This window comes from Thermoactinomyces sp. DSM 45892, from assembly GCF_900107305.1.
Classification (GTDB): Bacteria; Bacillota; Bacilli; order Thermoactinomycetales; family Thermoactinomycetaceae; genus Baia.
In genome coordinates, this window is record NZ_FNPL01000006.1 from 91,936 (window position 1) to 110,251 (window position 18,316).

Below are 18,316 nucleotides of genomic sequence, written 5' to 3' on the forward strand. Positions count from 1 at the left end.
TGATTATTCAAGATAAGGATAAAATCCGCACGACAATTCTTCCTTTTTTTGTCATTTTATCGACACAAATCACACAAATTCTCCCTGATCCCCGTACAGAGATCGTGTCACCCGGTTCTACCATTTTATCGCTTTGATCAACAAGCTGCCAATTTATTTTACATTTCTTCCCTTTAATCATCAACTGTGATTTAGAACGAGATATGTGAAATGCCTCTGATATAATCGCATCTAGTCGAAGCGATGCTACAATGATATTTTTCGTGATCCGATCTGGTTCGGAATAAAAAAATTGGTCTCGCGCGATTGTCTGTACAGTAACCTTTTTACGGCCTACTGCAGACAGATGAAGAGGGAGAAAATCACTCATCTCACGCGCGACAACCAAATCACAACCATGATTATGAGGTTGTATATCACCAATCATCTCTCGCTTAATTCCAAGACCTAGAACCGCCCCCAATACATCAGGATGTTCAAGTAGCCTGCGATCAGATGACTCAATCCGTAAAAAAGCTACATCAGACCAAGATTCGTCTATGGAAAAGTAGTCAGGTGCTAGGATCACCCTTTTTCGCTCGGCAACCGGATAGCCGCCATCTAACAAAGAAACGACATCTACTTCCCGATTACAGATCGACTGATAGATGAACTGTTCTCTAGGATCTAGAAAAGGAGTTATAACGACCATGCTTCGCTCTCTAGATGATGTGATCCAATCAAAGCAACGCTCCACAAAAGGTCGCTCTTCAGGACGAAAATGCATAAAGACCTTAGAATTGTTCATTGTTTATGGCCTCAACTAATTAAACTAAAAATGAAATCTAACACTACATATAAGCCACGTTGTACTAACTGTAACGCAAAAAGGGCAACAATCGGCGATATATCTATCATTCCAATCGGTGGAATAAACCGACGGAACACCGCCAAATAGGGTTCACAAATGCGCGACATAAAAACACCAATCGGGGATTGACGCACTTGCGGAAGCCAAGACATCAAGATATAGATCATCAAAGCAATCGAATACCCATAGAAAGCATAATTTAGAATGGTCATTATGATAAACACGTGACAAGAGTCACCTCACTTGCAACTTAGAGTGCGTCATCTTGTAGAATTTCAGTAATCGTTCCCTGCACATCTACATTGGATGGCGTGCAGATAAAAATATGAGCGCCTACTCGTTGAATACTCCCACCTAGAGCATAGACGGTTCCGCTTAAAAAATCAATTACGCGAGTCGCCTGATCCCGGCGAACTCGATGAAGATTTACAACAACAGGACGATGGCTTTTTAAGTTATCAGCAATCTCTTGTGTCTCTTCAAAAACCCGTGGCTCAATTAGCATAAGACGCACATTTTTTTGAGAATGTAACGACACGATGTTACTTTTTCCTTTAGTAGGGGATGGATGAGCATCACCCGATTCATTCTCCTCAATCAACTGTTCCTCATCCTCATGGACGCCAAAAAAATTCATGACCCGATTCATAAAGGTCAAGTTCATTCTCCTCCTTCTAACATTCCCCTTATTCCCCCACCAGAATCGAACCTAGACGAATCCATGTTGCTCCTTCTTCAATGGCTATTTCAAAGTCTTGCGACATACCCATTGACAATTCTGTCATGGGAACATGAGGAATTTGCTTCTTTTGTAATCGGTGTTGGCATTCTTTTAGCTCCCGGAAAACCGAGCGGATTTCTTCCCGATTTTCGATATGGGGCGCCATCGTCATTAAACCAACAACTTCGATACTAGAGAAATTCGCCATCTCTATCGTAAAATCTTCTAATTCTTTCCGAGAAATTCCAAATTTCGTCTCTTCACCCGAAATATTCACTTGAATAAAGCATTTCATCTTCGCTTGAATAGGTTGTGCACGCCGATCAATTTCTTTCGCCAGCTCAATATTTTCAAGGGAATGTAGATAGGAAAATCGACCCACTACTTCTTTCGCCTTATTTCGTTGAAGATGACCAATCATATGCCAAGTACCGCGGTTATGTAATTCTTTCCATTTAGGAACCGCATCTTGCACTCGGCTCTCACCTATATGAAGGCAGCCGGCATCTAGAACATGCTTCGTTTTTTCAATATCTATATATTTGGTTACAGCTACCACGTTAACCCCAGCTGGATCTCGCCCTACTCGCTGACAAGCTTGTTCAATCCTTTGCTGAACTTCACGTAAGCGCCTTTCTAACTCTTGCATGAAGAATTTAACTCCTTACTCGCTTGCCAATAAAAGCAATCATACGACCTGTATCGCCTTTATCTCTGCGATGAGAATGGAAATATTCCTTTGAACAGCTTGTACAATAGTTAGATTTCACAATTTGATCATCCCGTAAACCAACTTGTTTACATAATTGTGCATTTGCCTCTTTCAGATCTAGCATTGCTTTGTAAGTAGCTGTTGAAAGAGCAACGGACAAAGGTAAATCCTGACACGCTAGCGCATCCTTCATCGGGCGTAACACATGTTCATCCACTTCATAGCAACAGACGCCGATTGAAGGGCCGATTGCCACCCGAATTTTCGAACGGTCTGCCCCTTTCGTAACCATCTCATCAATCATTTTGGGACCGATTTTCTGGACGGTTCCTTTCCAACCAGCATGAGCAACTCCAATCACATCTATTTCAGGAGCATAGAAGAAGAGTGGCACACAATCAGCATAGAAGGAGGCAAGAAGAAGATCCTCTTCACTTGAAAAAAGCCCATCAGTATCGGAAAATGCAGACTCTCGGTCTCGATTTCCTCGGCCTCGATCCCTATCAGTCACATAAGCGATAGTTACTCCGTGGACTTGTTCGCCACAGGTAAAAGAATCCAAGGAGAAAGAAAGATCTCGCATCAAACTCTTCCTATTTTCGATTACGTGTGAGGGTCGATCTCTCACATGTAAGGCATAGTTATGATGCATAGGGGAAAAACCCTCTTCTCTAGCAGAAAACCCCACTGTCAGATGGGGAAATTCTTCTTGCCAAAGCGAAAGAACAAAATAGGGAATACTAGATTTCTTTTGCATTTGAAATGGTTCCATGTAGTCCCCTCCCTGTATTATCTTACCATAGTTTGAGGGATTGACATAGAATTAGTGAGAGGATTCATTCTGGTTCGACCATGGAAGTTGGCCATATGGTGACACAATTTCTTGAAAACGATGGTCAAGGCGAACCAAAATCACATCCGAGCCAATCTTCACAATTTGTTTCCAAGGTATTACCCACTCTTGCCCTCCTGCAAACCACCCAAAAAACTTTGTCTCACCTGGTACGATAATGGCTCGAACGACACCTGCTCGCAAATCCAGATCCAAGTCGTGAATCTGCCCCAACTTCCGTCCATCCGCTATGTTTACTACTTCTTTACTTTGGAGATCAGAGATTTTGATCATTAAGGTAATCCCCCTGTCACCCTATCTTTCGTAAATGTAATTTATGTATATGTGTAGAGTATATAAATCTGTACCATTGATTGAAAAAGGTTTCGTCAAAAATAAAAAGAATCTCCGATATGATACGCCTCCCGTAGGGTTTCCTTATGAAGAGCGTATCATATTGGAGATTCCGTTCAATTCTACACTATGATTTGAGTCACTTTTTTCACTACTTCTTGACTCGATTTACATTCCAATTTACGCATGATACTAGAGACATGTTTTTTTACCGTCCCAACCGATATAAAGAGTTCTTCTGCGATTTCTTTCTGTGAACATTCTTTTATCATTAGCTTTAAAATATTTTTCTCTGTTGGAGTTAACAGAGATTGTATCTTGTCCATTTCAAGTTGGCTTCTCTCAAATCGAACAAGCCTTCGAAACTCCTTCAAAATCTTATTAGCAAATCTAGGCTGAGGATTATGATAGTAGGTAGAACGAATCATATTTGGAATCTCCTCGAAATTAGATTTCACAATATAATTAACTGCCCCCGCCCCGTAAGAATCTAAAATAAAGTGATCTTCCTCAAGCGAGGTAAGCATAATTACTTTTGCTTGGTGAAACTGACAGATCTCTAAAGTTGCCTCAATCCCGCTGGCCGACCCTGCTAAACAAATATCCATCAAGATGACATCTACTTTTTCCATTCCGCTCGCAAATTGAATCGCTTCTTCCTTTGTTGCACAATGCCCCACTACGTATAAATCTGGTTGTCTCATCAAGTATTCGGCAAGTCCTCGTTGCCACCGTGGATCGTCTTCAACCAATAGGACGTGAATTGGTGCCAAATGGACTCCTCCTTTATCGCATAATACCTCATCACACAATCAGTTGTTTCATTACGTATTCGATAAGTCCTCGTTGCCACCGCGGATCGTCTTCGACCAATAGGACGTGAATTGGTGCCAAATGGACCCCTGCTTTGTCAGCGGAAAGGACATCAACACCGTTGTTCCTTCACCTAGTTGACTATGAAACTCCAATGAACCACCGTGCTTATCAAGGACACTATAGCAGTATGTAAGTCCAAGACCCATATTGTTTTCTAGATTTTGCTTTGTTGAAAAAAAAGGCTCTATTATACGATTTAAATGTTTGTCCGAAATTCCCATGCCGGTATCCTTTATTACGACTCTTGCTTGCTTGGAAGTATAGTAGATTCGAACAAAGAGTTCCCCACCGTTTGGCATCGCATCGATTCCATTCATTAGGATGTTATGAATTGCTTCTTCAATTTGAAGTTGATCACACATCCATCTAAACTCCACTTCAGGAAGTATCAAATGAACCTGAATCTCACTCTTTTCCAATAAGGGCTTTAACCTCTGCAAACTACTTTCTACCATCGCAGTTAAACTGTTTGAAGTAAGTTGCAGCTCTCTTTCATTTGTTTGATATTGAATTTTGTCTAAGAGAAACTGAAGTCGCTCATAGGAATCAATAATGATCTTCACATCGGTCTGTAGCTCTTTATCCCCACTCAGACTAGCCGCATAATCTACTTTATGGCCAAGTAATTTGATAATACCTAAATCATTTTTTAAAGAGTGATGAAGAAAAGCGGTACCGATATGAACAGCCTTGAGTGATTGATTCATTTGATGTTTTTGAATCAATAATCTAACTCCCGCAAAACCATCCCTAAAAACGGCATATAGAAAAACAGCTGCTGCATACATCACAATCCACAAGTTAAATCTCCATACATTTTCATACCCCAATCCACGAACCAAGTTATTCGTGATGACCACAAATAGAATCGTGGGGATATAAGCCACATTGGTCCAAAATCTCTCCCGCTTCGCAAACGGGTTCTCTTCCTTCATATACGAATAAGTCAACAAAAGTGACGCTACTAACACGTAAGGTCCAATCCAAACAAGTCCCGTTAAGTAAGGCACGATAAAGCGGGGATAAAATGGGTTTAGTAAAAACGTAAGAATAATCGGAATAAATAGCAAGATAGAGCATAACCACAGATTTTTTTTCGAAGGAGAAAATGATTTTACAATAGCAAACATAAGAAAAGAATAAGGTACGCCATACTGTGTGATAAATGAAGTCAAGTTGTTACCAAACATAGCAAGTTCGAATAAAAAGGAGTCACCTACACAAAAAGGCATGATATCATCTTCTATCACTGCCGACAAACCACCTGATGCCCCGCAAAAGATGGTTGTACTTGCCCAGCGTACACTTATACTTTTCGGTTCGGTGACAATTAATACAATTCCCATTGCCATTAAACACATAAAAACAAATAGCATCGGAGATATCCACCCTTAAATAGAATCATTCATGTTTTTTCTTAATTGATGTTGAATAAACTGGGCGACATCTTGAGCAATTCTCTTTCGGTATAAAGCAATTCCAGCATGCCCACACTTATAAAGAATGTGTTTCGGCTCTTTCCACGCACTCCAGAGTTGTTTCGAATCTGCCAATTCAACATATTGGTCATACAGCCCACTAATCAGCAAGATGTTTTCGTTTGAGACTCTAGGCACAAAACGGCTAGGTTCTAAAATCCTCCAATACTCTTGTAATGTATAATAATCCACACCTTGGCTTTCGAAATCCTGCTTGATATCATTCCCTACTGGTGTATTCCACACAGTATGAGATAAGTTATTTGCATACATTACAGAAACGAGGAGATCCACTTCCTCTTCTACTACACCTATCAAATTGGCAACCAATCCACCTAGGCTTATCCCGATTACTACAACCTTACCGCCACGCTGCTTCTTTAGCCAGTATATGAGCTTACGAATTTCCGTTACTGCTTGTTGAAACGCTCGGATCGTCCGTTCTATATGAGCACTGATCATATATTCACCGCTATAATCCGATCTCGAATCCGCCCGTTTCATATGATGCGGGAGCATGACAAAAAAGAGATTATAGCCTAAAGCAGAAAAAGAATCGAGGAACAACCTTTTCCCACGATCCAAGCTATCACTCTTCCAACCATGTATCACGATAACATGAACTTGTTGGTCCCTATTTGTTTGAAGGTAGTACTCTCCCTCTGAGAATTTCCCGCCTAAGTCTAACTCGGCCCCGCTCATATAGGAATATGTTCCCATCTCAAATTTTGTAAAATTTCCAATTGGACTAAGTTGAATATCATCTAAAGTCGGTTTAGGAAATGCTAGCTCTAGCCCTTTCTCAGTAGGTTCATAGCTACTTCCACCAACTGGCTGGAACTGAGATTGTTTACTTTTCTTTCGACAAAAGTTAGTCAACACAATCGAATCGATCAGTACAGAAAGATATTGATTCATAGTCATTCCTTTCGGAAACTAACGCTTTGATTCACGCATGGTATCATATTCAAATTTATGATTACTATATTATAAAAATATAATATAGTCAATTGTAAATATAATAACTAGATTATACTTAACAAACAAAAAAACGCCCACTTTCAGCGTTAGCAACCTTTTCATTCTCTTTTATCTTATCGTTTTGTAGTAGAACCTTCTGATCCGTATTTTCAAGAAAGATACCGAAACTCAGCACAATCATAAGTTTTATAATCAAATGAATTTGCTTCATACACCCACCTCATTTCTTTATTCATTGCTCGATCTCTATTACATACACTTTCTCATCTCTTTACCTGTCAATTCGATAAATACATCTTCTAATGTCCCGCTTTCAATCCGTATTTTCTCCCATTCAACCGATCCAAATAATTTACTACTAATTAAAGAGTCCAATAGATGACGTGTAACAGGTGTAGCAGTGATACAAACTTCTTTTTTGCCCCCTGCAGTCTCCGATATCCGTAACTCATCCACTCCTAATTCCTGTAACTGTTCTTCTGTTGGAGCCGACTCCACTTCGAAGACTAATTGTTGCTTTGGGAAATGCTGATAGATAAGCTCCTGTGGTGTCCCTTGAGCAATAATCTTTCCTTGATCTAATATAGCAATCTGGTCACATAAAGACTCCGCTTCTTCCATCGAATGGGTAGTGAGGAGAACACTACGCCCTCTTCTCTTTATGTCTTTGATCACTTCCCAGATGTATCGTCGTGCATGGGGATCTAGAGAGCTAGTCGGTTCATCTAAAAATAGGACTTCTGGATCCGATACGAGTGACACAGCGATTAACAACCGCCTCTTCTGTCCATCTGAAAGCTTTTTCACCATCACATTTTGTTTGTCAGCTAACCTTACGACTTCGAGAACCTCCATCACAGGCCTTGATTTTTCGTATAATGAAGCAAATAACTCGAGGAGCTCTCGAACAAGCAGGTTAGGAAATAAATTTTCTTCTTCTGGTTGGAGAGCCATCATCTCTAGTAGCTTCGATCTACTTGTTGCTGAATTTTCATTTACCATATAGATCTCTCCAGATGTTGGAGAACGTAAGCCGATAATCGATTCCAAAATCGTCGTTTTTCCTGCTCCATTAGGGCCAAGTAGGCCAAATACCTCATTTTTAGCCACTGAGAAGGAAACATGATCTACGACTACTTTATCTTCATACTTCTTAACCAATTCTTCGACGACAATCGAATTTTTCATAATGCGATATCCTTTCATAAATCCTGATTCTCAGGCATACCCGTCCGTATCATTTTCTAATTTGATTTTATATCGATAAATAAAAGTTAGAAAGTACCATGTTTTTTACTCTATTCAATTCAATATAAATGTTATATAATTAAATTTTTTCATTTTGTAGTGGAAAACAAAAGAAAGCCATCCTAAAAGCATTTGATCGGAATGACTTCCTCTATCGTTTTTAAATAGAATTAAACGTTAACTAATTTTCCATTCACGAAATCACTTACAATCTCATCAAAATATTCCACACTTGGGATACAAGATGAACCAATGTCATACTGGCTAGGTCGATAAGTACGATTGCAGTAGTACTTTGCTACCTTGATCATTCGTGTCTCATGATCTTGCTTCCATCCATACTCTGCTTGCTGCATGAGAAGAATAGCACATGTGAGCTGTGTTACAGATTTGAGAAAGTGAAGTGCGTGTGCTTGTTGTGTAACTGGGTCAGCTTGAGCTAGATAATCAAACTGGCTTCTCACTTTTTGTAACTCCTGCCGAATGATTTCTTGTTCTTCTGTGTAAGCAAGCAATGATGCCTCATTCAGCCCGTGAGACAAAAAGGATAAGAGAATATTTTGGTTAGAATCAGATTGATTACGGAACATGTTTTTCCAAAATTCCAATGCCATAATATTTGTTGAGCCTTCCCACACTGTGTTCACTTGCGCATCACGAAGAAGCCTAGGTGTAACATATTCTTCAATATATCCATTTCCACCATGCATCTCTAATGCCTCTTTAGCATGAAGAACCGATTGCTCGCTACACTTCACTTTTGCCATTGCCAGCAAACACCGTAGTAGGATAATCGTATCAGGGGAAGAGTCTTCTTGTGTTGTATGGACACGGTCAAAATGTAAGAGCATCTGCGCCACTAAAGTCCAACTGGCTTCTATATCTACTATCATATTAAGTAATGACTCGCGAACCATCGGATAGGCGATCAGAGGATTACCAAAAGTATGACGTTCTGATACATAGGTAAACGCTTCTGAAAAGGCTCTCTGTGAGATGGCTAGGGAACCCGTTGCCGTGCACATCCGCGAAACATTGAGCGCTTCCGCCATTAACTTAAATCCTTCTTGCTCCTTGCCGATTAAATATCCAATTGCATCTTGTAATACAAGTTCGCCACTCGCCACTGCTCGAACGCCTAACTTATCCTTTAAGCGTCTAATCGAGATGTGATTCTTGGATCCGTCCTTCAACTTGTTTGGCAAATAAAACAGGCTTAATCCCTTTGTTCCTAGAGTTTCTCCTGTACGTGCTAAAATGAGTGCTCCATCAGCATCACAATTACTTGCAAACCACTTCTCACCTGTCAAAAGATAATGCTCCCCATGTTTAATCGCTTTGGTCGTCACACTGCCTACATCCGATCCACCTTGAATTTCGGTTAAGAAAGTAGCTCCTTGATGAAGGGTTTCTCGGTTCATGCTTGCTAAACGGGGTAAAAATTCTTTTTTCTGTTCCTCTGTCGCATATTTTTCCATTACAAATGCCACAGACATCGTTAAGGTAACCGGACATGTAAAGCCAACCTCTGCTTTAGACATCAACATAAACATCAACTGTGTATAGAAAAAAGGAATCTTACAAGGCACATCCTCCCGATACCTCCAGCCCACCACACCCCATTCATAACAATCACCCACGGTTTGCAGATAGCCTTCGTTATACCAAATTTCGTTAATCTCCTCGCCTTGACGGTTGTAGCGAATTAGCTTGGGTGCTCCATCACGGTCTGTATAGCGGGCTCGCTCTTCCATAGGACCGGCACAATATTCACCTATTTGATAAAGCCTCTCCTCTCCCCACTCTTTTAAAAAAGATATATGTTGCCGAAAATACCTTTGCATGATTGGATCGTTTTGATACCAATTTTGTTTCTTGTTATCCATGTAAGTAGCTCCTCCATAAAATAGATACCTACTCTTTATTTCGACAATATTCAAATAAACACCTATTACATCTCCAAATGGGATGCGACAATTGGATCAAAATAAGAGGAGTTAGATGTCGACAAATTCAGGGAAGGAAGAAGGAATGGAAATGTAGAAAATGAGGAGTTATCACATATGAAACCAAACATCATGAACCAACTGATACAGATTGAAGAAGAACAAAGGGTCGAAATTTTGTATGCTGCTGAATCAGGAAGCAGGGCTTGGGGATTTGCCTCTGCTAACAGCGACTACGATGTCCGATTTATCTATAAGAGAAATGTATCCACATATCTCTCATTAGATCCTCCTAGAGATGTAATCGAAATCCCTATTCACCAAGATCTAGACTTCCATGGATGGGATTTATTTAAAGCACTTCGTTTGTTTCAAAGCTCCAATGCAACTTTATTGGAATGGCTTTCTTCTCCAACCATATACAAGGAGGAAGGAGGCATCGCTGAACAATTACGAAAATGTGCGATCGACCATTTCTCCATTAGGCGAACCAGTTTTCATTATCTCAATCTAGCAAAAAGGTACGATTTTAGACAGGTAAATCAAAAAGAGCGGGTTAAAATCAAAGCCTATTTGTATTTATTGCGGGCCTTATTCTGCCTAAACTGGATCGAACAAAATCAATCCCCACCTCCTACGCTTGTTTGGAGTCTATTAGATGGAATTCGTGTAGATCCTTGGATCCTCAATAAGTTTCACCAACTTGTAGACTTAAAAAAAGAGTCGGATGAGTTAGGGTTGATTGACATGAATATGGAGCTAAATGCCCTCATCCAGAAAGAATTAACTCGTTATGAAGGGCAAATCCCGTCTTTACCCGATCGTAAATTAGAAAGTACTTTGCTGAATCAGTTGATCTTGGAAGAGCTACATATCAAGATATAAACGGAAAAAGGATCACAGCCCATTCGTTACATAAGCTGTCATCCTTTTTTCGTTTGGCAAGGTGTGACGAAAACATCGAAAACAGGGAATCACCATGAAGAGGGGGCTCTCTCCCGTAGAACCTTCATAAATTCTTCTAAGCCTTGATTCGGCTTTACGAGGAAGGTCATACAACCTGCTCTTTCCCCTGCTTGAATATCTGTATCTCGGTCGCCCACCATCCACGATTTAGCCAGGCTGATACGATGCTTCTTTGCTAAATCTAAAATCATCTTCGGACTTGGCTTTCGGCAATCACATATCGTCCTTCTTGGATGATGGGGACACATCACAATCTCATCCACTTCGATTCGCGTCTGTAAGTGATCATGAATGGCATTTACTTGTTGGAGTGAATGAACACCCCAGTCAATACCTCCCTGATTGGTCACGACGAAGGTTTTAAATCCCATTTGTCGAAGCTCTTGAATATCTTCTACTATCCCCTGGCATAGGAATAGGTTTTTTGGAGATGTAACGAAAGTAACTCGATCACTTTGGCATTCGTTTATAACGCCATCCCTATCTAAGAAGATCGCTTTATTCATCGAAACTACCTCCCATATTCTTTAATACCCCATATCACGTAATATTTTTGCCAATGTTCTCAATCGCTCACTAATCATCTCATCATCTTCACTCAACGCTTGACTAAACAGCTTAATATCCTCATTAATTTTCTCATTATCCGTGCAAATCGCTACTGTCATCGCATCCCCTTGCAAACCAATCCGATCAATGACAGGCTTTTGCGGATCATATAAATTCTCATATCTGTATGCCTCACGAAAATGAGCTAACGAGCGACAAATCAGGATGGATAGATCCAGAACACGATGGAGTGGTAGCTCCTCTGATTGTCTTGACCACTTTTCTCCCGTATATCTCCATACTTTAGCAGAGATATCCACTTTTCCTCGATCGTTCCATTGCGCTAAACCCAAAGAAAGTCCTTTTGCATCTGTATGTTGGGAAAGCCTTCCGTCCACCTGTTCGTAATTTTCTGATACGACAACAGGCTTATGTTTTAACGTAGTCGGCAGTTTCATTTTTCTCCCTCTTCCTAGTTACTAAATTACTAAATCAGTAAATTACTAAAATCATCATATGTTACATTTCCATTTTCGTCAATCGAAATAACATACTTTTACTGTGGATAAAACAAAAAACCCTACTCAGTTAGAATCCGAATAGGGTCTTAGGATAATCTCTTAGCCTATGTTACATACTTATACATCTGATGGATCGCCGCTTTTTCTAAACGGGATACTTGTGCTTGTGAAATCCCAATTTCATCAGCAACCTCCATTTGGGTTTTTCCTTCGAAGAAACGCATAGATAAGATCATTTTTTCCCGATCATTTAATCGATTTAATGCTTCTTTTAGTGCAATCTCTTCAACCCACTGCAAATCTTTCGTTCTTTCATCACTCAATTGATCCATTACATAAATTGGGTCACCGCCATCTTGATAGACGGGTTCAAAGAGCGATACAGGATCCTGAATCGCATCCAAAGCAAAAACAACATCTTCTTTAGGAACATTAAGTATCTCAGAGATCTCATGAATAGTGGGTTCACGAGAATGTTTATTAGTTAACGCATCACGTACTTGCAATGCTTTATATGCAATATCACGCAATGAACGCGACACACGAATCGGGTTATTATCACGAAGGTATCTCCGGATCTCTCCGATAATCATCGGCACCGCATAAGTAGAAAATTTGACATTCTGGCCTAAATCAAAGTTATCGATTGCTTTCATAAGTCCGATACAACCGACTTGAAAAAGATCGTCTACATTCTCCCCACGGTTGTTAAAGCGCTGTATAACGCTTAGAACAAGACGCAAATTGCCATTTACCAGCTTTTCTCTGGCTGAGCGATCACCAGCTTGGTATTCGCGAAACAGCACCCGCATTTCCTGGTTCTTTAGTACGGGTAGCTTCGATGTATCAACTCCGCATATTTCTACTTTGTTCCGCGCCATAAATGTACCTCCTCAGATGCAACTATTGGTAAGTATCTCCTGAGGAGGAAAATTTATAATCAAACCCAAATAAATTAAATTTATACCATTACAAACAAAAAATTCCCTCTTTACCGAACGAGTGTTCTTGTTTTATAATGAACTAGGACAGGATCAAACCATCTTGTTAAATTCTTTTCGTAATCTCTTAATAATCCTTTTTTCCAAACGAGAAATATAAGATTGAGAGATTCCAAGTAAATCTGCAACATCTTTTTGTGTCTTTTCTTCACCACCATCTAATCCAAAGCGAAGAACCATAATCTTTCTTTCACGATCTGATAGATTTGAGAGAGCAGAACGCAAAATTTTTCGATCTACTTGATCTTCTAAATCACGGTAGATAATATCATTTTCCGTTCCCATCACATCAGACAACAATAATTCATTTCCGTCCCAATCTATGTTTAAGGGTTCATCGAAAGATACTTCGGACCGAATCTTATTATTACGACGTAGGAACATCAAAATTTCATTTTCAATACAACGAGAAGCATAAGTAGCCAGCTTAATTTTTTTGGAGGGATCAAATGTATTCACTGCCTTAATTAAGCCAATTGTGCCTATGGAGACTAAGTCCTCGATATTAATCCCTGTATTTTCAAACTTACGGGCAATATAGACGACCAGTCGAAGATTTCTTTCGATCAACATCGCTCGAACAGCAGTATCTCCACTTGGAAGGCGTAGAAGAAGGTGTTCTTCTTCCTCTCTTGTCAGCGGTGGCGGTAGTGCTTCGCTTCCACCAATATAATAGAGTCCTTCGCCTTTTAGCCCCATGTAGATTAGCATGCGATACCAAAAAAGTTGGCATAAGAGCTTCCACTTTATAACCATGGATCTACCCCTTTCATCGGTCTACATAGTGACTTAACTTACTACAGAGTAACAAGAAGGATGAATAATAGCTTGATAGGTTCCATCAGATGAGATTCGTCCGACATCTATTCCTATGAGAACTTTTCCTACATTATTCCACTCATCTTCTTTCCAAATTTCCACAGAATCTGGCTTAAAGGCAATCATCATTTCATGATCGCTACCTGCAACGCGATACGGAATAATGCGAATTTTAATCATCCACTCTGGCGGAATTTCCGTCCAGCCCTTCTCCCAATCCTTAGCCCGAACCATGGTGAATACTTCTTGTGGGAGAAAATCTTGTAACTGTTCCATCTCAACCAACATGACGGGCGAACGTGTAATAGGATCTCTTAGTTGATTCCCTGTGTCAACGAGTCCTGTACAATCCACTTTTATCCCATCTAATGTAATTCGCACAGGGACTAGAAACTGATGAAACTCAGATCTCTCTTGAATCGAGCCAAACGAAATCTTGGTGTAACCCCAAACAAGCGGAAATCCAATCATGAGAAATACCCATGAGACAGGAGAACCCCATCCGTTTGGAGACTCTGTAAACAATATTCCTCCACCAATGTCAGATGTCCCTGTAATGAAGTAATGCAGGGCCATCATGGCTCCACCTGTGACAAAACAAACGAGGTAGAATACTCCGAGGTTTCGTAGGTAGGCGTATGGATGGTGATAGCCAAATGCACACCAAATCATCAGCATCGATACTAATAACTTAGCTGGTAACGAATATGCTGGAATAAAGTCAGGCCATAATTGGAGGGTAGCATAGATCCCTCCCATGATTGCCGCACACCATAATCTCCACCAAGTGAAGCGCTGCTTACGAATCCCAGAAGTTAGCCATAGGAGTAATAAATCGATACAGCCATTGAGAAGGAATACGACATCTGCATAAACCGTCACAGAATCTATCCCTCCTCTGTCTCCTGAATGAATTTAGTATATCTTAATCTATATTTCAAAGTCTGTTGAAACTTGCCCAAAAAATCTTATTTCTTTCGTCGAAAAAAAGAAAAAAGAAGCGAAAATCGGTATCGATTCACGCTTCCATAACAGAGTACTTTCTTTATTTTTTTATTTGGTTACGTAAAAAAGTTGGGATATCATATGTTTCATCTAATACTCTGCCATCCCTACTATTTTTGGGTTGCTTTTGATCTTGTATAGGAGCATAGCGATATGAAGCTGTTTCATAGGATGTTTGATTTGACTGTGCATCTTCCATACGGAAACCATCGTTTGGAAACAGCGGTTTATAAGAATCAGATGAATTACGCATTCCATTAGACGAATTCATCTGTGGTTTTCTTCCTACACGTGGATCATTTTTAGCAGAATCAAAACCTGTAGCAATCACAGTAACACGAATCTCGTCTTTTAAATCTTCGTTAATAACAGCACCAAAAATCATATTGACATCTGCATGGGAGGCACGCATGACGATATCTGCCGCCTCATTCACCTCATAAAGACTTAGATTATTTCCACCCGTAATATTCATTAGAACTCCACGAGCTCCATCAATAGAAGTCTCTAACAATGGACTACATATTGCTTTACGAGCTGCTTCTGCCGCACGATTTTCACCAGAAGCCGAACCAATTCCCATCAAAGCAGAGCCTCTCTCGGTCATAATGGTTTTCACGTCTGCGAAGTCTAGGTTAATCAAACCAGGAACGGCAATCAAATCAGAGATCCCTTGTACACCCTGACGTAAAACATTATCGGCTTCCCGGAATGCTTCTAGCATAGGAGTATTTTTATCTACAATCTCTAACAGGCGATCGTTTGGAATAACAATTAGTGTATCTACATTTTCTTTTAGTGCGGTAACACCTGATTCAGCCTGAACCGATCTTTTCTTTCCTTCAAATGCAAATGGTTTCGTCACTACTCCTACCGTTAATGCGCCGATCTCTCTAGCAATCAATGCAATTTCTGGGGCAGCTCCTGTTCCAGTACCACCACCCATGCCTGCTGTCACAAAAACCATATCCGCACCACGAAGAGCGTTTTCGATCTGTTCCCTGCTCTCTTCTGCAGCCTTTTTTCCTACTTCCGGCTTCGCTCCTGCACCAAGTCCACGAGTTAGTTTCTCACCAATTTGTAGCTTTATAGGCGCTTTCGAACGGTGGAGTGCTTGGGCATCTGTATTCACTGCGATAAACTCTACACCTTGCACCCCTGCATCAATCATACGATTGACTGCGTTACTGCCACCACCACCCACTCCGATGACTTTAATCTGTGCAATCATCTCGTGGTCTAAATCCATACCAAATTCAAAACCCATGACCAGGTTCCCTCCTATGCGAAATATAATGACATAACTTCGTTTTTTAGCGAATTATATAAAATCACTAAACCAATTTTTCATCTTAGAAAAAGCAGATTCCCCATGTTGTTTCTTGGAACGAGCTACATCGTTAGGAATGGTTTCAGGTACTTGAATCATCCCACGTTGATCCAAATAGTGAACCATACTCACTCCACCCATATAACTAGGCTCATTTACCCCTATGTTTTCTGGCTGGGCCACGCGGACAGGTTGTCCTAAGTATTTTTGTGCTGTGGCAAGAATATTCCGCGTAGACATAACGCCACCCGTTAATACGAAGCCACCTGATGGGCGATCGCTCACTCCCATATACTGCAATTGTTGTCGCACTAGGTAGAACATCTCAGAAAGTCTTGACTCCATAATCTCTGCTAGGTTGTCTTGATGATAAACAACTTCCTTCTGATCATTGAGGGTCTGAACCGAAAAACTTTCATTTTTATTTGCTAGCTCAGCTAACGCACAACCATATTTACATTTGACTTCCTCAGCAACATCACTATGTGTTCGAAGCACGATGGCAATATCACTCGTTAGATATTCACCACCCATTGGGATGACTGCGGTTCCAGTTAAATTGCCTTGGTGATAGGCAGAGATCGTCATGGTACCACCACCGAAATCTAGTAGTACAACACCGATTTGTTTCTCATCTACGGTGAGACAAGCTTCTCCCAATGCATGAGGGAGATAAATCATACCCGCAATTTCTAACTGTGCTTTTTCTAAACAACGCTCCAAATTTTGTATAACGGTCTTAGTAGCAGTGAGCACCATTGCCTCTACCTCTAGTCGAACACCAAACATACCGCGAGGGTCTCGAATCTCGCTAACACCGTCCACGATATATTGGGTGGGTATCACATCAAAAATAGTACGCTCTTGAGGTAGATTAATAACACGACACGCCTGTAAGACTCGATCCAAATCCTGGTTCTCGATGACCCGAGACTCACTCGAAACAGCAACGAGACCATGACTATGCTGAACGGCAACATGGTTCCCAGAAATTCCTACATAGACTTTGGAAATCTCTATTCCAACCATTCGCTCGGCTTGTTGAATGGCTTGACGAACGGAGAATACTGCTTGGTCCAGATCAACGATGGCACCCTTTTTCATCCCCAGTGATTTGGCCGTGCCTACACCGACGATTTGTAAATTACCATCAGCATGCATTTCTGCAATAAACGCCTTTATTTGCGTAGTCCCAATGTCCAACGTCACAATGAACTGATCGTTCAAACTGGGCACCTCCTCGCCCGATTTGGCAACTCTTTTTTGGGAGGAAAAAGCATTACCCTCTGACTAATTCAACAGATCAAGAAAGATCACCTTTTTTTATAAAACGAAAAACAGTAAATAAATTACATCAATACCTAATATTAGGATTCATGTGCTGTGTTAGGTGTAAACCATACGCTCTCTAATAAATACAATGTACCAGAAGGCTGATTGTGAAAGGAAGAATAAAGTTTCATCTTTTTAGGTAAATCTTCGATACGAACATAAATTTTATGTCCCTTTTTACTGTAAAGGACCATTTGATCGGGATTTTCCTCTGCTGGATGAATATACGTTATCTCTTTAAAATCCGAAATGGAACAACGTGAGAACATCTCCACTGCCTGGCGAAATACCTCACTAGTAAGATCCCATTTTTCAAATATGGGTGCTTGTTGTAACATCGAAACCGAATTTCGCTGAGTCATGATCTTCCCATTCTCCAAAAGAGGAAAAACAGAGCCACCCTCTGTTCTCACAAATGCCACCATTCGTTGCTCTTGTAATGTAACGGTAACCTTGCTTGGAAATGACCTATATACTTCTACCCGTTTAATTTCTGGGATGTTCGCAATTGCTTTTTGAGCATCTTGCGGGCGAAATGCGAAATAGGAGCCACCTACTTTGGTCCCTAGCTTGCTGGAAATCTCCTTTTGTGGGACCAGTTGATTTCCTTCGATTATAATTTGTTCGATTTTCCCGAGCGGAGAGCGTAACAGAAGCACAAGCATAAAGCCCATAAAAAACAAAAAGATCAGAAGCAGAGCCCAGACCGAGGGGGCTTTTTTACGAACAGCCTTTACTCGTAACGGGGGAACGCGATCATTCAACCCAATCGTCCTCTCCTTATATCTGCCTGTC

21 protein-coding genes are annotated in these 18,316 nt (G+C 40.6%); 1 reads left to right on the forward strand and 20 read right to left on the reverse strand.

Translation table 11 applies throughout. The features are described from left to right. Positions 1-7: 7 nt before the first annotated feature. The 12 genes from BLU58_RS06325 to BLU58_RS06375 all read right to left on the reverse strand — a co-directional run bounded on the left by BLU58_RS06325 (position 8) and on the right by BLU58_RS06375 (position 9,938). Positions 8-787 (reverse strand): YlmH family RNA-binding protein, encoded by a 780-nt coding sequence (locus BLU58_RS06325; RefSeq protein ID WP_093291379.1) that lies wholly within the window; start codon positions 785-787, stop codon positions 8-10. 11 nt (positions 788-798) lie between these two features. Then, entirely contained in the window at positions 799-1,074 is a 276-nt protein-coding gene (locus tag BLU58_RS06330) for a YggT family protein (RefSeq protein ID WP_369813689.1), read from the reverse strand. Positions 1,075-1,100: 26 nt separating this feature from the next. Then, positions 1,101-1,514 carry a cell division protein SepF gene (locus BLU58_RS06335; protein ID WP_218122186.1) on the reverse strand — a complete coding sequence of 138 codons (414 nt, stop codon included), beginning with the start codon at positions 1,512-1,514 and terminating at the stop codon, positions 1,101-1,103. 22 nt (positions 1,515-1,536) lie between these two features. Then, entirely contained in the window at positions 1,537-2,220 is a 684-nt protein-coding gene (locus BLU58_RS06340; protein WP_093291381.1) for a YggS family pyridoxal phosphate-dependent enzyme, read from the reverse strand. A 7-nt stretch (positions 2,221-2,227) separates the two neighbouring features. Further along, positions 2,228-3,055, reverse strand: coding sequence for a peptidoglycan editing factor PgeF (pgeF, locus tag BLU58_RS06345; protein WP_093291382.1), 828 nt, complete (start codon positions 3,053-3,055; stop codon positions 2,228-2,230). Positions 3,056-3,106: 51 nt separating this feature from the next. Continuing rightward, the gene (locus tag BLU58_RS06350) at positions 3,107-3,409 is read right to left on the reverse strand and encodes a YlmC/YmxH family sporulation protein (protein ID WP_072331676.1); all 303 of its coding nucleotides are present in this window, start codon (positions 3,407-3,409) and stop codon (positions 3,107-3,109) included. A gap of 182 nt (positions 3,410-3,591) precedes the next feature. Further along, complete coding sequence (locus BLU58_RS06355; RefSeq protein WP_176786525.1) at positions 3,592-4,242, reverse strand: response regulator transcription factor; 651 nt, start codon at positions 4,240-4,242, stop codon at positions 3,592-3,594. A 51-nt stretch (positions 4,243-4,293) separates the two neighbouring features. After that, on the reverse strand, positions 4,294-5,721 hold the full coding sequence (locus tag BLU58_RS06360) for a sensor histidine kinase (protein WP_093291384.1): 1,428 nt from the start codon (positions 5,719-5,721) through the stop codon (positions 4,294-4,296). Between the two features lie 15 nt (positions 5,722-5,736). After that, complete coding sequence (locus tag BLU58_RS06365) at positions 5,737-6,741, reverse strand: alpha/beta hydrolase family protein (RefSeq protein ID WP_093291385.1); 1,005 nt, start codon at positions 6,739-6,741, stop codon at positions 5,737-5,739. 118 nt (positions 6,742-6,859) lie between these two features. Continuing rightward, positions 6,860-7,015, reverse strand: coding sequence for a hypothetical protein (locus BLU58_RS16330; RefSeq protein ID WP_176786526.1), 156 nt, complete (start codon positions 7,013-7,015; stop codon positions 6,860-6,862). A 38-nt stretch (positions 7,016-7,053) separates the two neighbouring features. Beyond that, positions 7,054-7,992, reverse strand: coding sequence for an ABC transporter ATP-binding protein (locus BLU58_RS06370; RefSeq protein WP_093291386.1), 939 nt, complete (start codon positions 7,990-7,992; stop codon positions 7,054-7,056). Positions 7,993-8,222: 230 nt separating this feature from the next. Continuing rightward, positions 8,223-9,938, reverse strand: a complete 1,716-nt coding sequence (locus BLU58_RS06375; protein ID WP_093291387.1) for an acyl-CoA dehydrogenase family protein — start codon at positions 9,936-9,938, stop codon at positions 8,223-8,225. A gap of 177 nt (positions 9,939-10,115) precedes the next feature. On the opposite strand from BLU58_RS06375, the gene BLU58_RS06380 reads away from it, so the two are divergent. Then, positions 10,116-10,883 (forward strand): nucleotidyltransferase domain-containing protein, encoded by a 768-nt coding sequence (locus BLU58_RS06380; RefSeq protein WP_093291388.1) that lies wholly within the window; start codon positions 10,116-10,118, stop codon positions 10,881-10,883. Positions 10,884-10,972: 89 nt separating this feature from the next. Here BLU58_RS06380 and BLU58_RS06385 read toward each other — a convergent pair whose 3' ends face one another. From BLU58_RS06385 to BLU58_RS06420, 8 genes are all read right to left on the reverse strand, one after another. After that, positions 10,973-11,470, reverse strand: a complete 498-nt coding sequence (locus tag BLU58_RS06385) for a D-glycero-alpha-D-manno-heptose-1,7-bisphosphate 7-phosphatase (RefSeq protein ID WP_093291389.1) — start codon at positions 11,468-11,470, stop codon at positions 10,973-10,975. A 21-nt stretch (positions 11,471-11,491) separates the two neighbouring features. Next, entirely contained in the window at positions 11,492-11,971 is a 480-nt protein-coding gene (locus tag BLU58_RS06390) for a DUF6530 family protein (RefSeq protein ID WP_093291390.1), read from the reverse strand. A gap of 167 nt (positions 11,972-12,138) precedes the next feature. Beyond that, positions 12,139-12,915 (reverse strand): RNA polymerase sporulation sigma factor SigG, encoded by a 777-nt coding sequence (gene sigG / locus BLU58_RS06395; protein WP_093291391.1) that lies wholly within the window; start codon positions 12,913-12,915, stop codon positions 12,139-12,141. Between the two features lie 153 nt (positions 12,916-13,068). Continuing rightward, positions 13,069-13,791, reverse strand: coding sequence for an RNA polymerase sporulation sigma factor SigE (sigE, locus tag BLU58_RS06400; protein ID WP_093291392.1), 723 nt, complete (start codon positions 13,789-13,791; stop codon positions 13,069-13,071). A gap of 33 nt (positions 13,792-13,824) precedes the next feature. Beyond that, entirely contained in the window at positions 13,825-14,736 is a 912-nt protein-coding gene (gene spoIIGA / locus BLU58_RS06405; protein ID WP_176786527.1) for a sigma-E processing peptidase SpoIIGA, read from the reverse strand. A 163-nt stretch (positions 14,737-14,899) separates the two neighbouring features. Beyond that, positions 14,900-16,126, reverse strand: a complete 1,227-nt coding sequence (ftsZ, locus tag BLU58_RS06410) for a cell division protein FtsZ (protein WP_176786528.1) — start codon at positions 16,124-16,126, stop codon at positions 14,900-14,902. A 54-nt stretch (positions 16,127-16,180) separates the two neighbouring features. Continuing rightward, positions 16,181-17,416, reverse strand: a complete 1,236-nt coding sequence (ftsA, locus tag BLU58_RS06415) for a cell division protein FtsA (protein ID WP_176786529.1) — start codon at positions 17,414-17,416, stop codon at positions 16,181-16,183. Positions 17,417-17,556: 140 nt separating this feature from the next. Next, positions 17,557-18,285, reverse strand: coding sequence for a cell division protein FtsQ/DivIB (locus tag BLU58_RS06420; RefSeq protein ID WP_093291395.1), 729 nt, complete (start codon positions 18,283-18,285; stop codon positions 17,557-17,559). Positions 18,286-18,316: the final 31 nt, after the last annotated feature.